Here is a 14,252-nt window from a genome sequence, read left to right as displayed (position 1 = left end):
GGCACATTGGTAAACCGCAAGGAGCTAACCCCGGACGCCTCGCCCCAAGCGGCCTACGGCGCACGTTTGCGCAGCGCACGGGAGACGCGCGGATGGAAGCAAGACGAGTTAGCTGATCGGGTGGGCTACTCGGGAAGGCATATTTCGGCAGTCGAAACGGGCCGCAAGCCGCCAACTCGTCGTTTTTCGCTGAGCGTTGACAAAGCTTTTGGGCTTACCGGAACCGCCGAGTCGTTCGAACGCGCGTGGGGGGAGATCCGGAACGGCAGTCTGCTGGAGGGCTTCCCTGAGTACGTGGGCTACGAGGCTCGCGCAGCAGAGATCCGGCTGTTTGAGTCTGGCTTGGTCCCAGGTCCGCTCCAGACGCCGGCGTATGCACAGGCGCTAGCCGATAGCGGCGTCAAGCGGGGAGTTATTACACGCGAACAAGCTGAGGAACGAGTCTCGTTCCTCATGAGACGTCAGGCCGCACTAGCACGACGTGAACCACCCTTGGTTATTGCGGTGTTGGACGAGAGTTGCGTCCTTCGCCCCATCGGCGGCGCATCTGTGATGGACGAGCAGTTAGAGCGACTGGTGGAGTTCGCAGAGCAACCGAACACCATGCTCCAGATCGCTCCCTATGCCCTCGGTGAGCACCGTACCCTCGACCGGTTGGTGAACCTGCTGACGCTGCCAGACCGGTCAGTGGTCTCTTACGTGGAGTCGCAAACTCAGGGGCAATTGGACCGGGCGCTGGCTTCCGTACTGCCTCTGGTGAGGGCCTACCATCAGCTACAGGCCGTTTCTCTGTCGCAGACAGCGTCTGTAGAGATGATCCACCAGTTACGAAGAGGTACGCCGTGATGACTGAGCCCGGGACCCTGCACTGGGTCAAATCCTCCTACAGCAACAACGGCGGCTCCTGTGTCGAGTGGGCCCCGGCGTACGCGACGGCCACTGGCGTGGTCCCCGTCCGTGACAGCAAGGACCCGCACGGTCCGCAGCTCGCGCTGACCCGAGAGGCGTTCGTCGGCCTTGTCGAGTTCGCCAAGTCGCACGGTTGATCTATCCCGCCACACGCTCACAAAGGCCAGAACGGCCCCCTCCACGATGGTGAAGGGGGCCGTTTCCTATCGGGTGGCGAGGTAGGCGGCCACCTTCAGCACGTCGTCCAGGCTGGCCGCCGGGCCGGCCAGCTCGTGCCCCGCCGGTCAGGCTGCCCACCGTTGTCCGCGCCACTGGTCGGCTCGTCATCGAGTTGTACGACCGCGATCTGCTCGGCGACCCTCTGCCTCCGCCGGGAGGCATCGTCGACGAGGCCGTCTCCTGAAAACCGTCACCCGCCACCCGCCACATCGATCCGATCACGCAGGACCGAGGCGTCGGTGGCCGGTGCGTGCGGAACTGGGCACGGTGCGAATGCCTCGTCCAACAGGGCCCGTTGTCACGTGGCGTGCGCGGGACTGCCCACGGGTGTCCGGGCCGGGCCGTGGAAGACCTGTCGATCGTGCCACTCGCGGTGTGGTGTCGCGATCTTGGGGGCGTCCGGTTGCGGGCCGATGACCGGTCGGTCGGCGAGGGCGAGCACGTGCTGTCGGCTGGCCTCGCTGCGGCCGACGAAACGTTGGGAGACCCGGATGCGGTGGTTCTCCCCGAGGCCCAGGACCCCCTTGTCGAAGAGCTTGTGGTGCAGCGAGCACAGGCACAGGCCGTTGTCGACCTCGTCCGGCCCGTCGTGGGACCACCAGCGTACGTGTGCGGCCTCCAGCCCGACCGTGCTTGCGCCGAGCGCCCCGTCGTATCCGCAGAACGCACACTGGAACTCGTAGGCGGTGAGTATGAGTTCACGCAGCCGTCGATCACGTTGCCGTCGGGCCGCGGCGTCCGCACCGTGCACGGACTCGGTTTCGGCGAGCTCCAGGTCGAGACCCACGGCTTCGCACAGATCCCTGTGCAGGGACGGCGGGAAGTGAGTGTCCAGCAGCACTCTGGTGAGCCGGCTCAGCAGTGACGACTCCTTGGCGAGCGCGGCTCGTAAGCCGGGCGCGAGCCGCCCGGTGGCTCCGCTGGAACGCAGGAGCCCGACTCCACTTCCGGGGCTCCCCGGCCCCTGGTCGGTCCTGACCTCCCACACGCCGTCACTGACCAGGTGATGGAAGGGGTATGCGGGCGTCGTCGGGTGCGTTGGCCCGTACTCGGTCAGCAACCGCTTGAGTTCCTCCTCGACCGCGCTGTAGCGCAGTTCGCCGCCGGAGTCCCGCTGATAGCTACCGAGCGCGTACAGCAGCAACAACGGCTTGTGCGGCGCCCGGACGCCGTTGTTCGTCCACCGCCTCAGCTTCGCCACCCGATCAAGCCAATCCATAAGCCGCAAGGGTAGTTCTCCCTACGGGCGTCGCATCATGCGTGGTTGAGCAGCAGAGGAAGGAAGCTGGGAACCACGCGTCATGCGCAGGGGGACACGGCGGGCGGGCCGTTGTGGCGGATGAGCGGCTGGGAAAGGTGCTCGCGGTCTGTCGGCCAGGTCTCGCGAGCGCCGCACCGCTGAATGTGCGGGTTGGCGCGGGGCGGGCCAGGGCTGATGAACGTCCGCGTGACTTGATCACATCACGTGTCACAGCACGCTTCCCGTCACGCTTCCCGTCACGCCTCACGTCGCGCCTTGATCCGACCTGTCGGCATCGCGGTATGTCCCTGCGAGGGTGGCAGCGGGCCCGTCTCGAAGAGCTTCCGGGCGGCGGGCGGGCGTTGGACCCGACGGTCGTGCTGAGAGCGTCTGCCGCCAGTGCTCGGCCGCCTGGGCCATGTCGTGGGTGAGGTGCTGGAAGAACTGACTTGTCGTGCGCAGCCGGGGTCCGGCCGGCGTGGTGTCGCCGAACAGTTCGGCTCCCTGCTGGGTGAGGTCCGCCCACCTGGCCATCGACTGGGTACTGGCCTGCCAGGCGTGGTACCCGGGGTGGTCGTCGATCACGTACCGCTGTCGCCGGCCTTCTCGTTCGCGCCTGACCAGACCCCGCTGCTCAAGCCAGCCGACTGCCTTGGAGATGGATGCCGGGCTGACCTGTAGCCGGGCGACGAGCTCGGCGGCGCCGATGCTGCCGGTGTCACTGGTGAACAGGCACGTCAGGACCTTGGCCATCATCGCCGGGACCCCGGTCTGGATCATCATCTCGGCGAAGCTGTCCTCGAACTCGCGCTGTGCCTGCGGGTCACGCCCGCCGGTGCCCGCGGCGGGCGGTGTGGCGGGGTGTGGCTTGCGGCGACGGGCCCGCCACTTGGTGGCCTGCTGCGCCTGGTTCGCCCGATAGCCGCGGGCCCCACCGTTACGCGCGACCTCGCGGCTGATGGTCGACCCGGGCCGCCCCAGCCGGCGCGCGATCTCGGCGCAGCCGAGCCCTGCGGCCAGCCCGGCCGCGACACGCTGTCGCTCCTCGTAGGTCAGACGATCTCCCGGCATCCTGCCCTCCCGTTTCGCCGTCTCGTACTGCTGGCACGAGCCAGTGCATTCAGCCGCAATGTCATTGCATCGAAGTTACCGCTCCCACCTGCTTCAACACGGGATTCGACTGGCATCCATGCGAAATGAAGTCCTAGCTTTTCGCACATCGCAAACGAAGCGAGTGGAAGGAACAGCCCGACATGATCGCAGTACTACCGACCCAGCGGCCGGCCGACCGGCCGTTCGACCCGCCCGAGGGACTGGCCGAGCTGCGCGCGCAGCGTCCACTGACTCGGCTGAGCTACCCGGACGGGCATGTGGGGTGGCTGGTGACCAGCCACGCCCTCGTGCGCGAGGTGCTGGCCGATCCGCGGTTCAGCGCCAGGGCCGAGCTGAGGCATCTGCCGTTTCCCGGCGCATCCGGTGGCAACCAGCCCGCACCACCGGGAATCTTCACGGCCATGGACGCCCCGGAGCACACCCGCTACCGTCGCCTGCTCACCGGCCAGTTCACCGTCCGCCGCATGCGCCGGCTCACGGAACAGATCGAGGTCATCACGGCCGGACACCTCGATGCGATGGAGCGGCACGGCGGCCCGGTGGACCTGATGGACGTCTTGGCGCAACCGGTCCCGGCGCAGGTGATCTGCGAACTGCTCGGTGTGCCCTACGCGGACCGGGCGCGCTTCCAGGGGCACGCACTGGACCTGTTCCGCCTGGACGCCTCGCCGGAGCGGAGGGCGGCGGCCTACGCGGCGGTGCAGGAGTTCCTCCGCGAGCTGCTGGCGGCCAAACGTGCCGAGCCGACCGAAGACCTGCTCAGCGGCCTGACCGCCACCGATCTCAGCGACGAGGAGCTGGTCAATATCGGCTTCGTACTGCTCGGCGCCGGCCTGGACACGACTGCCAACATGATCGCGCTGGGTACCTTCGCCCTGCTGGCCCACCCCGACCAGTTCGCCGCCCTGCGCGCGGAGCCCGGCATCGCCGCCCAGGCGGTCGAGGAGCTGCTCCGCTACCTGAGCATCATCCCGGGCACCGTGCGTACGGCGCTGGCGGACGTCGAGCTGCAGGGCCAGCGGATCAAAGCCGGCGAGTCGGTCACCGTCTCGGTCCCCGCGGCCAACCGCGACCCCGCACGCTTCGCCGATCCCGACACCCTCGACCTGCTCCGCCCGGCCAGCGGACATGTGGCCTTCGGCCACGGCGTCCATCAGTGCCTCGGCCAGCAACTCGCCCGCGTGGAGCTGCAGGTGGTACTTCCCGCGCTGCTCACCAGGTTCCCGACGCTGCGCCTGGCGCTCCCGGCCGAGGACGTGGCCATGCGCACCGACACGCTCATCTACGGCGTGCACGAGCTGCCCGTCGCCTGGCAGGTGTAGGCGGATGGCAGCGAAGGTATGCCTGGTCACCGGGGCGTCCTCGGGGATCGGCCGAGCCACCGCGCTGACGCTCTTGCGCGCCGGCCACACGGTGTACGGCGCCGCGCGGCGCGTACACAAGATGGACGACCTCCGCGGCGCCGGTGGCCACGTCCTGGAGATGGAGGCACGCAACGAGGAGGATCTCGGCCGGGTCGTCGCCACCGTCCTGGACGAGCAACAGCGCATCGATGTCCTGGTCAACAACGCCGGAACCGTCTTGCACGGCGCGATCGAGGACGTGCCGCTGGACCGGGCGCGCGACCAGCTGGAGGTCAACCTCTTCGCGCCGGCCAGGCTGGCCCAACTCGTCCTGCCGCACATGCGCGACCAGGGCTCCGGCACGATCGTCAACGTCTCGTCGATCGGCGGCGAGATCGCGCTGCCGCTCGGTGCCTGGTACTACGCGTCCAAGCACGCACTCGAAGCCTTTTCCGACACCCTCCGCATGGAGGTCGAGCCGTTCGGCATCGACGTTGTGATCATCCAGCCCGGCATCATCAAGACCGAGTTCGAAGACCGGACGGCCGCACAACTGAAAGAGATCTCCGGCAACGGCGCCTACCGGCAGATGGCCGAGGCGATGGCACGGCGCGGCGAGACCGGGCTCAGCGAAGGCTCCGATCCCGGCGTCGTCGCGGACGCCATCCGGCAGGCCGTCGAGTCCGACCGCCCGGACACCCGCTACGCCGTCGGCTGGCTCGCCGACAAGCTCCTGCAGCTCAACAGGTCACTGCCGGACCGCGAGTTCGACGTACTGGCCACCCGCTCGCTCAAAGCGGACAACCGGTGAATCACCGTCGGCGCCGCGTAGCGCCCGCCCTCCGCCCGCCGGACCTGGTCGACCCGACTTCACCGGCTCCTCGGGCAACTCCCTCAGGCCCCCGACATGCTCCGGTACGTCACGAACAGGAACCAGAGCACTGGGATCAACGCCCCAAGGACAGCAGGCCGTCGATACAACGGTGTCCCGGGATCCAGCTGGGGCCCGGGCTGTCCCGGGATCGGTGCCTGGAGTTTGTTCAGCTTGATCCGGACAACGAGGTTCCAGATGAGGGTGAAGGGGGTGAAGAGGAAGAGGGAGAACGGGCTCCACCATCCCTGCCAGAGCGTGCTGCCTGTCATTTCGCGGCACAGGGCGACGCCGCAATTCCGGCAGAAAGGGCCCGTCATGCGCAGGAACCGCATGACGATCAGAATGCCCTGATGCCCACGCACGGTGACGTTCATGGCCGGCACGGCACCGCACAGTCGACAGCCGGCATGGTGCGGTTGCGGAGCCTGCGGAAACGGTGCCGGGTGGCCCTGGTTCCAGGCGGGCGCGGGGTGCTGATGCTGGTCCCAGGCAGCAGGTTGCTGGGGTTGTGCCTGGTCCCAGGCAGCAGGGTGTTGGGGCTGAGCCTGGTCCCAGGCAGCGGGGTGTTGGGGCTGAGCCTGGCCCCAGGCAGCGGGGTGTTGGGGTTGTGCCTGGCCCCAGGCGGCGGGCTGGCCGGGCTGCGGGTGCGGCGGCTGGTACGGCTGGCCGGGCTGCGGCTGAGGAGCTTGGAACGGCGCAGGCTGTGGTTGCGGCGGAGTCGCCACGAATGTCCCCCGAGTGTCAATCAACGCAAACAGAAAGCGCGTGCTCGCCGTCGGACGGCAGGCACGCTGGCCCTGTCTACCACAGGGGGGAAGCAACGGAAAAAGTCACGACGCCGTCGCTGGCAGGCGGGTAACGCCAACACTTTTCTCCCCGCACTTAGTTGAGAGCCGTGCGCCGGTTCGGGGGATGAGAGGCTACTTCGTGGGGGCCGCCGGGTCGTCGTCGATAGCGGATCCGGACAGCACGTTCAGCCGCCCGCTGGGGGTGTCGTTTCCACAGCGTTTGGCCAGGCGCTCGACCGGCTGCGAAGATCGACGACCATGAATGGTTGGATACTGGCCTCGTCGCTGCTGAAGATGGCATTCGGGCCTTCGGCCAAGCGGCGCTTCCCCGCACCGTTGACGGTCCACCAGCGGTGGATGGTCTCCCTGGACGCGATCCTGGCAGAGCGGATGTGGGGGCACAGTCACCTGATGCTCTATCCCCTCAAGAGGATCAACCCCACGAACTGCAAGGTGAGCTTGCAGCAGAGCTGGGGCGTCACCTCGCCGGAATCCCTTCACGCGACATTGCACCAGCTGGCCACCCAGGGCCATCGCACACAGATGGCACCCGTCCTTGGGCGCCCCCCGGTGGCCTGGGACTTCGGCCGCTACGTCACCGTCGTCAAGCTGGGCTTCGGCGCCGGCTACGTCGACGAACCGGGCGCCTGGCGACTCCTGGGCAATGCGGTGGCTCCCGCAGCACAGACTTACCAATCCTGGAACGCGTTCGCCGACGACTTCATTGCGGGCCGCGCGCTGTGGATGCAGAATGCCGGCGCCGAATGGACCGGCTCCCAGGACGACACCGTACAAGCCGCGCAGCGCCTGCTGGATCCCGGCAATTCCAACAGCCCCTGGCACCAAGTCCCCTGGGTATCCATCTACCAGCCTGACCGGTCCTGACCGGCCCTGATGGGTCACAGTGACGGCGATCGGAAAAGGGCTGCGGAAGTGGTGCGCGGCGGCGGGGTTGGTGGCACCGGAAGGCGCGAGGAAAGGCCGGCGGCCGATGTACGGGCCTACGGGTGCACCCCCTCTGTGGCCCGCTCCCCGGCGTACGGGCCGACCCGTCCGCCCCCTGCCTGCCCTCCGCGCCGTGCCGGTGCTGATCGGGCGTGTCCGGGTGCGCAGCTCATCGTTCTCATCACACAAGCACATCTCCATTCATCGAGGAGCCTTGATGCGACGAGTTCTGACGGCAGTGGGCATGGCCGCGGCCGCGATGACGCTGGGGTCGGCTGCCGGCGCCCACGCCGCCGACGTACCGAAGACCCCCGACCTGGGCGGGCTGACCAACGTGGACCCCGGCAGCGTGGGGGACACGGTGGGTGGAGCCGCACAGACGGCGACGCAGGTCGCCGGTGGGGCCCAGGGGAAGGTCGTCAACAAGGTGGTGCCCGCGGAGACCCAGGCGGTCGGCGGGGCCGCGGCGAAGGTGACGCCGCCGGCGGCGCAGGCGGCCGGTGCGACCGCTGGTGCGGCCGGGGAGCTGTTGGGCGACACGGCGCAGGCGGTCACCGCCGACGGCGGACTGCTCGGTGGGATGCCGACCGACGCACTGCCCGGGAAGGGCCTGGCCGACGCCGTGTCGGCCAAGGCGCTGACGGACACGCTGTCCGGGAAGGCGGTGACCGGCGCGCTGCCCGCGCAGGGGGCGCCGGCCGCGGCCCAGTCCCCGCTCAAGGGCCTGCCCGGTCTGGGCTGACGGCGGTCCCCGCCCGGCGTCCGCGTCGCGCGGGTGCCGCCCCGGCCCCACTCCGCCCCCGCCTGCTCAGGGGGTCGGAGTGGGGCTTTTTCCGTGTGCGACGGAGCGTTTGAGGTCGGCGTGGCGCGGGGGAGGCCCTGGGGCAGGCGGGGCGTACGAGGTGACACCGGCGGGCGGTCAGGATGTCGCTCTGGATGCGCTTTTCGCTGCGCTGATTCCCTTCCCAAACTCGCCAGTTCGGGGAATACAGGGGCGAGTACGGCGCGGGCTACTGTTGCGCCGCTTTCGAATAATCGGGAGAAGTCAGGAATATCCGTGCGCCGTTGGGCGCGGAGAAGGATGGGCTGATGGGGAAGCTGACGCGGATCGCGCTGGTGGGGCTGTGCGTGCTGAGCGCGGGAATGGTGGCGGCGCCGGCCGCCTCGGCCCAGGGGCAGGGGTGCCGTTACTACTACACCAGTTGGGGGCGCGGTCCGCACGGTGAGACCACCGGGTTCGGCGAGTACGCCGAGGGCGACCGGGATCCGGAGGGCCGGATCTGCCAGAACGGCTGGTGGGTCGACCCGAACGAGGGGAACGGCGGCGACTATTGGGGCTGAGCGTCGTTGATGGTCGGGCCCGTCGGGCGTCCTTCGAGGGCGTGCGGCGGGCCCGTTGCTTGCTGCGAGCGGGCGTCACGGGCGCCGCCGGGCAGTACCCTCGTGGCTTCCCGGGCAGTCACACGAGGGGGCGCCGAGGTGCTGAAGCACTACTACCGGCTGGTGTATTGGAAGAGACGGATCGGGCGGGCGCTGGGGTGGCACCGCCGTCCGGCGACCGGGCGGGGTCCGGGTGTCGGTCCGGGGGGTCGTGCGGCGAACCGCGGGCCCGGACGGCGGTCCGGGCGGGTGCGTCAACTGCTGGTGCGGGCCCGGCCGTTGTTGATCTTCATGATGCTGGTGTTGATCGCGGTGGTGGCGTCGGCGCTGCTCGGGTGGCGGGACGACACCTTCGGGGCGGGGCACCGGGAGGGCGGCGCGACCGTCCAGCCGTCGGGGGGTGCCGGACGGGGGGCGATCTCGGTGTCCTGCGAGCCGCGGGGCGCGGTGTGCGCGGCGCCGGGAGGGGGCGCCCCGGGCGCCGGGTGAGCCGGGGCCCGGGCGTCCCGGTGCGCTAGGCACCCGTATGCGGCCCACGGCCCACGCCCCGCGGCCCACCGCCCGAGGTCCACGCCTGCGCCCCACGGCTCACCGCCCACGCCCCACGCCCCAGGAAGCGTCGAGGGCAGCGGGACCGCGGCAGGGAGGGCGATGCTGGGTGGCGGATCGGAGTCGCAACGGTGCCACCGGGGGTGGTGGGCGGCAGGAGTGCCGCGTGGGTGGTGGGGCGGTCGGGCGGTCGGGCCGCGGTGTGGAGCTGGTGTGAGGGGCCGGCGGCCGGGGGAGGGAGGGGCGGGGCCGTGGTCCCGCCCGCGGTCTCAGGCGTCCGTCGACGTGATCTGGGTGGCGGTCCCGCTGACGTGCGAGCGCGGGTCGCCGGACCGCAGGTCGACGGTCAGCAGGCCCGGGCGGCCCAGGTCGTGCCCCTGGTGGAGGGTGAGCGTCGTCGGTGCGGTGACCAGTCCCAGGGCGCGGGTGTACGCGCCGAAGGCGGCGGCCGCGGCGCCGGTCGCCGGGTCCTCCACCACGCCGCCGACCGGGAACGGGTCGCGGACGTGGAAGACCGTGTCGCTCTCCCGCCAGACCAACTGAAGGGTCGTCAGGTCCAGGCGGTGCATCAGGGCGGCCAGCCGGTCGAAGTCGTAGTCGAGCTTGGCCAGTCGCGTGCGGGTGGCGGCGCCGAGGACCAGGTGGCGGTTGCCGGCGTAGGCGATCCGGGGCGGCAGGGCCGGGTCGAGGTCGGCGGCCGGCCAGTCCAGGGCGGCCAGCGCCTCGTCGAGGTCGGCCGGGTCGACCGGCTTGATGTGCGGTTCGACGCTGGTCAGGGTGGCCCGCAGGGCCCCGTCGTGCTGGGCGACGGTCACCGGGACCGGGCCCGCCTGGGTGGCGAAGAGCAGGTCGCCGGGGCCGTGCCGCTCGGCGAACGCGACCGCGGTGGCGACCGTGGCGTGGCCGCAGAAGGCGACCTCGGCGAGCGGGCTGAAGTACCGGATGGTGAACGCCCGGCCGGGCGCGCCCAGCCCCTCGGGCGGCGCGGTGAGGAACGCGGTCTCGGAGTAGCCCAGTTCGGCGGCGATGGCGAGCTGCGCGGCGTCGTCCAGACCGGTGGCGTCCAGGACGACGCCGGCCGGGTTGCCGCCCGCGGGATCGGTGGAGAACGCGGTGTAGCGCAGGATCTCCGGCGTGCGGGCGGGGTCCCCGGCGGTGGTGTCGAGTGTCATGGCCAGGGAACCACCCACCGCCGCCCGGCTATTCCCCGGTGGCCGGGCGGCGCGTCAGCCCCGCCCGATGTACGGCATGCCGGTCGCCATCACGGTCGCGAACTGCACGTTGGCCTCCAACGGGAGCGCCGCCATGTGCACGACCGTACGGGCGACGTCGGCCGCGTCCATGACCGGTTCGACCTCGGTGCGGCCGTTGGCCTGGAGGATCCCGGTCTGCATTCGGCCGGTCATCTCGGTGGCCGCGTTGCCGATGTCGATCTGGCCGCAGGCGATCCGGTACGGACGGCCGTCCAGGGACAGTGACTTGGTGAGGCCGGTCATCGCGTGCTTGGTGGCCGTGTACGCGATCGAGTGCGGCCTCGGTACGTGGGCGGAGATGGAGCCGTTGTTGATGATCCGGCCGCCCTGCGGGTCCTGGTCGCGCATGGTCCGGAACGCGGCCTGGGCGCACAGGAAGGCGCCGTTGAGGTTGACGTCGACCACCGCCCGCCAGTCCTCGTAGGAGAGCTCCGCCAGCGGGACCGGCGGGCCGAAGGCGCCCGCGTTGTTGAAGAGCAGGTCCAGCCGGCCGAACCGGTCGCGGATCGTGGTGAAGAGGGCGTCGACCTCGTCGGGGCGGGTGACGTCGGTGGGGACGGGCAGCACCGCGGGGCCCTCGATGCCCGCGTACCCCACCTGCCGGGCGGTCTCCTCCAGGGCGTCGGCGCGCCGGCCGGCCAGGATCACCGTCCAGTGGTCGGCGACCAGCGCCAGGGCGACCGCCCGCCCGATGCCCGAACCCGCGCCGGTGACCAGGGCCACCTTCCGGCCCGCCGCACCGCCCTCCCGGGCCTCCTGGGGCGTCGGCGCCGTGCGCGGGGTCCGGCCCCGCGAGGCGGGCGCGGGGAGGGTCGGCCGGGCCGCGGTCGCGGTACTGCCCACCTGCCCGGCCCGTGCCACCGGTGTCGCCTGCGCCGCCGCTGCCCGCTCTGCGTCATATGCCATGCCGGCAGGGTAACGGCGGACCGGGCGGGAACCGGGCGCGAACCGGGTGCCACCCGGGCGGTGCCGCCAGGAGCCGCGGGCCGGGCGGCAGTTGGCGGCCGGCAACGGGGCCGGCCGCAACGCCGGACCCAGGTCGGACCCAGGTCGGATCGGGGCCGGACCTAGGTCGGACGTAGGTCCAAAGGACTGCGTCCGCGCGCTCCGGCGGGTGTTCGCCGCGTGCCACCATGGTGCCGCCATCACCGACTCATGGAGACGCTCATGACAGAGTCCGGCGCCCCCGCCGCCGAGACCCGGGACGACGCCCCCGGGCAGCCCGCCATATCCGGGCGGGACGCGCCCGCCGCACCGGTCGCGTCCCGCCGCACCAGCCTGCTCGTCACCCTCGTGCTCGGCGGCCTCACCGCGGTCCCGCCGCTCTCCATGGACATGTACCTGCCGGCCCTGCCGCAGGTCACCGCCGCCCTGAACAGCCCGGCCGCCACCGTCCAACTGACCCTCACCACCTGCCTGGCGGGCATGGCCCTGGGGCAGATGATCGTCGGCCCGATGAGCGACAAGTGGGGCCGCCGCCGCCCGCTGCTCATCGGCATGGTCCTCTACGTGCTGGCCACCGCCCTGTGCGCGGTCGCCACCAACGCCGAGGTCCTCATCGCCTTCCGCCTGCTCCAGGGGCTCGCCGGCGCGGCCGGCATCGTCATCGCGCGGGCGGTGGTGCGCGACCTGTACGACGGGGTGGCGATGGCCCGGTTCTTCGCCACGCTGATGTTGATCTCCGGGGTGGCACCGGTGGTCGCCCCGCTCATCGGCGGCCAGATCCTCCGGTTCACCGACTGGCGCGGGGTCTTCGTGGTGCTCACCGTGATCGGTGTGCTGCTCACCCTCCTCGTCTGGCGGCGACTGGGCGAGACGCTGCCCCCGGAGCGCCGGCAGCCCGGTGGCATCGGTCCGGCCCTACGCACCATGCGCGACCTCCTCGCCGACCGGGCGTTCTCCGGCTACCTCCTGGTCGGCGCGTTCGCCTTCGCCGCGCTCTTCGCGTACATCTCCGCCTCGCCGTTCGTCATCCAGGAGATCTACGGCGCCTCCCCGCAGACCTTCAGCCTGCTCTTCGGCCTCAATTCCATCGGGCTGGTCGCGGTCGGCCAGATCAACGGCAAGCTGCTGGTCGGCCGGGTCGGCCTGGACAAGGTGCTGGGCGTCGGCCTGGTGCTGGTCGCGCTGGCCGGCGCCGCCCTGTTGCTGCTGTCGTCCGGGGTCTTCGGCAAGGCCGGGCTGGTTCCGGTGGCCGCCGGGCTGTTCGTGCTGATGTCCGCGATGGGCCTGGTCATGCCGAGCACCAACACCCTGGCGCTGCTGCGCACCCCGCACGCGGCCGGTTCGGCCTCCGCGCTGCTGGGCACCTCGACGTTCCTGCTCGGCGCGGTGGCCTCGCCACTGGTGGGCATCGCGGGCGAGCGGACGGCCGTACCGATGGCCGTCGTCCAACTGTCGTGCGCCGTTCTCGCGCTCGTGAGCTTCCTGGGAATGTGTCGTCCGTGGCAGCGTAAGGGGGAACGCACCGCCGGCGAGAGGAGTGGGCTCTGAACGCACCGAACGCCCCGAGACTGAAGCCCGGCACACCGGCCGAGGCGGGACTGCACCCCGCCTGGATGGAACGGCTGGTCAGCGGCGTGCGCGCACTGCCCGAGGGCCGTGCACCGTGGTGCCCCGGCGCGGTGGTACTGGCCGGCCGGGGCCCGGTGGTCGCCGCCGAGGCGGCCGCCGGCTGGGCGGTCCGCTACCGCGCGTACGACCCCGAACGCGACCGGGGCCTGGACCTGCCCCGTGACCTGTGGGAGCCGATGCGGGTCGGCACCGTCTTCGACCTCGCCTCGCTCAGCAAGCTCTTCACCGCCATCGCCGCGGTCCAGCAGACCGAGCGCGGCCGGCTCGCCCTCGACGCACCGGTCGCCGCCCACCTGCCGGCGTTCGCCCCCGGGATCACCGTCCGCGACCTGCTCCGGCACACCTCCGGCCTCGCCCCCGAACTGCCCTTCTACGAGCGTGGCGACCGCGCCGACCAGCTGGCGCTGCTGTGGGCGGAGGCGGCCGCCCCCTCCGGCGGCCCGTACGGTGCGCACCGCTACTCCGACCTCAACCTCATCGCCCTCCAACTGCTCCTGGAACAGCTCACCGGCCGCCCCCTGGACGCCCTGGTTCGCGACGGCATCACCGGCCCGCTGGGCCTGACCAGCACCTGCTACGGGCCGCTGGCCCCGCAGGGCGTGGCCGCCACCGAGGACCAGCGGCGGCCGTGGGCCAAGGTGGACCGGGGCCTGTTGCGCGGCGAGGTGCACGACGAGAACGCCTGGGCGCTGGGGGGCGTGGCCGGCCACGCGGGCCTGTTCTCCACCGCCCAGGACCTGGCCGTGCTGTGCCGGACGCTGCTCAACGGCGGCGCGTACGGCACCGCCCGGATCCTCGGCCCGGCCGCGGTCGCCGCCCTGCTCGACCCGCCCGGCCTCGGCTTCGCCGTCGACCAGCCGTACTTCATGGGTGAGCTGGCCGGCCGGGGCGCGGCCGGCCACACCGGGTTCACCGGCACCAGCCTGGTCCTGGACCGCGCCACCGACACCTTCCTGGTGCTGCTCGCCAACACCGTCCACCCGCGGCGCCGGACGGGCGGCAGCGCCCCGCGGGCGGCGGCCGCCACCCAGCTCGCCCGCGCGGTGCTCGCCGCCTGAGCCCGGC

The 14,252-nt window shown here is 71.2% G+C and carries 15 protein-coding genes; 10 read left to right on the top strand and 5 right to left on the bottom strand.

Features of this window, described 5'->3' with window-relative positions:
* Nucleotides 1-6 precede the first annotated feature (6 nt).
* Together ACO0M4_RS39245 and ACO0M4_RS39240 are read left to right on the top strand one after the other, a co-directional pair.
* Nucleotides 7-846, top strand: a complete 840-nt coding sequence (locus tag ACO0M4_RS39245; RefSeq protein ID WP_430375964.1) for a helix-turn-helix domain-containing protein — start codon at nt 7-9, stop codon at nt 844-846.
* Nucleotides 846-1,046, top strand: a complete 201-nt coding sequence (locus ACO0M4_RS39240; protein WP_430375962.1) for a DUF397 domain-containing protein — start codon at nt 846-848, stop codon at nt 1,044-1,046. The genes ACO0M4_RS39245 and ACO0M4_RS39240 overlap by 1 nt, the downstream gene beginning before the upstream one ends.
* Nucleotides 1,047-1,426: 380 nt before the next feature.
* Here ACO0M4_RS39240 and ACO0M4_RS39235 read toward each other — a convergent pair whose 3' ends face one another.
* Complete coding sequence (locus ACO0M4_RS39235) at nt 1,427-2,347, bottom strand: phosphorothioated DNA-binding restriction endonuclease (protein ID WP_430375960.1); 921 nt, start codon at nt 2,345-2,347, stop codon at nt 1,427-1,429.
* 285 nt (nt 2,348-2,632) lie between these two features.
* The gene (locus ACO0M4_RS39230) at nt 2,633-3,439 is read right to left on the bottom strand and encodes a helix-turn-helix domain-containing protein (RefSeq protein ID WP_430375958.1); all 807 of its coding nucleotides are present in this window, start codon (nt 3,437-3,439) and stop codon (nt 2,633-2,635) included.
* Between the two features lie 182 nt (nt 3,440-3,621).
* On the opposite strand from ACO0M4_RS39230, the gene ACO0M4_RS39225 reads away from it, so the two are divergent.
* Nucleotides 3,622-4,803 (top strand): cytochrome P450, encoded by a 1,182-nt coding sequence (locus ACO0M4_RS39225; protein ID WP_430375957.1) that lies wholly within the window; start codon nt 3,622-3,624, stop codon nt 4,801-4,803.
* Between the two features lie 4 nt (nt 4,804-4,807).
* Entirely contained in the window at nt 4,808-5,635 is an 828-nt protein-coding gene (locus tag ACO0M4_RS39220) for an oxidoreductase (RefSeq protein ID WP_430375956.1), read from the top strand.
* A gap of 83 nt (nt 5,636-5,718) precedes the next feature.
* Here ACO0M4_RS39220 and ACO0M4_RS39215 read toward each other — a convergent pair whose 3' ends face one another.
* The gene (locus tag ACO0M4_RS39215) at nt 5,719-6,072 is read right to left on the bottom strand and encodes a hypothetical protein (protein ID WP_430375954.1); all 354 of its coding nucleotides are present in this window, start codon (nt 6,070-6,072) and stop codon (nt 5,719-5,721) included.
* 672 nt (nt 6,073-6,744) lie between these two features.
* Here ACO0M4_RS39215 and ACO0M4_RS39210 point away from each other — a divergent pair.
* The 4 genes from ACO0M4_RS39210 (at nt 6,745) to ACO0M4_RS39195 (ending at nt 9,300) form a co-directional block, all read left to right on the top strand.
* The gene (locus ACO0M4_RS39210) at nt 6,745-7,371 is read left to right on the top strand and encodes a DUF1266 domain-containing protein (protein ID WP_430375953.1); all 627 of its coding nucleotides are present in this window, start codon (nt 6,745-6,747) and stop codon (nt 7,369-7,371) included.
* Nucleotides 7,372-7,648: 277 nt separating this feature from the next.
* Nucleotides 7,649-8,173: a hypothetical protein gene (locus ACO0M4_RS39205; RefSeq protein WP_430375951.1), complete on the top strand. Its 525-nt coding sequence runs from the start codon at nt 7,649-7,651 to the stop codon at nt 8,171-8,173.
* Between the two features lie 347 nt (nt 8,174-8,520).
* On the top strand, nt 8,521-8,772 hold the full coding sequence (locus ACO0M4_RS39200; protein WP_430375949.1) for a hypothetical protein: 252 nt from the start codon (nt 8,521-8,523) through the stop codon (nt 8,770-8,772).
* A 288-nt stretch (nt 8,773-9,060) separates the two neighbouring features.
* Nucleotides 9,061-9,300, top strand: coding sequence for a hypothetical protein (locus ACO0M4_RS39195; protein ID WP_430375947.1), 240 nt, complete (start codon nt 9,061-9,063; stop codon nt 9,298-9,300).
* 329 nt (nt 9,301-9,629) lie between these two features.
* On the opposite strand, the gene ACO0M4_RS39190 is transcribed toward ACO0M4_RS39195, so the two are convergent.
* Both ACO0M4_RS39190 and ACO0M4_RS39185 read right to left on the bottom strand, forming a co-directional pair.
* The gene (locus tag ACO0M4_RS39190; RefSeq protein WP_430375945.1) at nt 9,630-10,532 is read right to left on the bottom strand and encodes a PhzF family phenazine biosynthesis protein; all 903 of its coding nucleotides are present in this window, start codon (nt 10,530-10,532) and stop codon (nt 9,630-9,632) included.
* Between the two features lie 54 nt (nt 10,533-10,586).
* A complete protein-coding gene (locus tag ACO0M4_RS39185; RefSeq protein ID WP_430375944.1) occupies nt 10,587-11,519 on the bottom strand; it encodes an SDR family oxidoreductase in 933 nt (310 codons plus the stop codon).
* Nucleotides 11,520-11,780: 261 nt separating this feature from the next.
* Between ACO0M4_RS39185 and ACO0M4_RS39180 the strand changes: the two genes are divergently transcribed.
* Together ACO0M4_RS39180 and ACO0M4_RS39175 are read left to right on the top strand one after the other, a co-directional pair.
* Complete coding sequence (locus ACO0M4_RS39180) at nt 11,781-13,106, top strand: multidrug effflux MFS transporter (protein ID WP_430375943.1); 1,326 nt, start codon at nt 11,781-11,783, stop codon at nt 13,104-13,106.
* 65 nt (nt 13,107-13,171) lie between these two features.
* A complete protein-coding gene (locus tag ACO0M4_RS39175; protein WP_430375941.1) occupies nt 13,172-14,245 on the top strand; it encodes a serine hydrolase domain-containing protein in 1,074 nt (357 codons plus the stop codon).
* Nucleotides 14,246-14,252 lie beyond the last annotated feature (7 nt).

The sequence above is a fragment of the Streptomyces sp. RGM 3693 genome (assembly GCF_050471125.1).
Lineage (GTDB): Bacteria > Actinomycetota > Actinomycetes > Streptomycetales > Streptomycetaceae > Streptomyces.
This window is presented reverse-complemented; position numbering and strand designations above follow the sequence as displayed.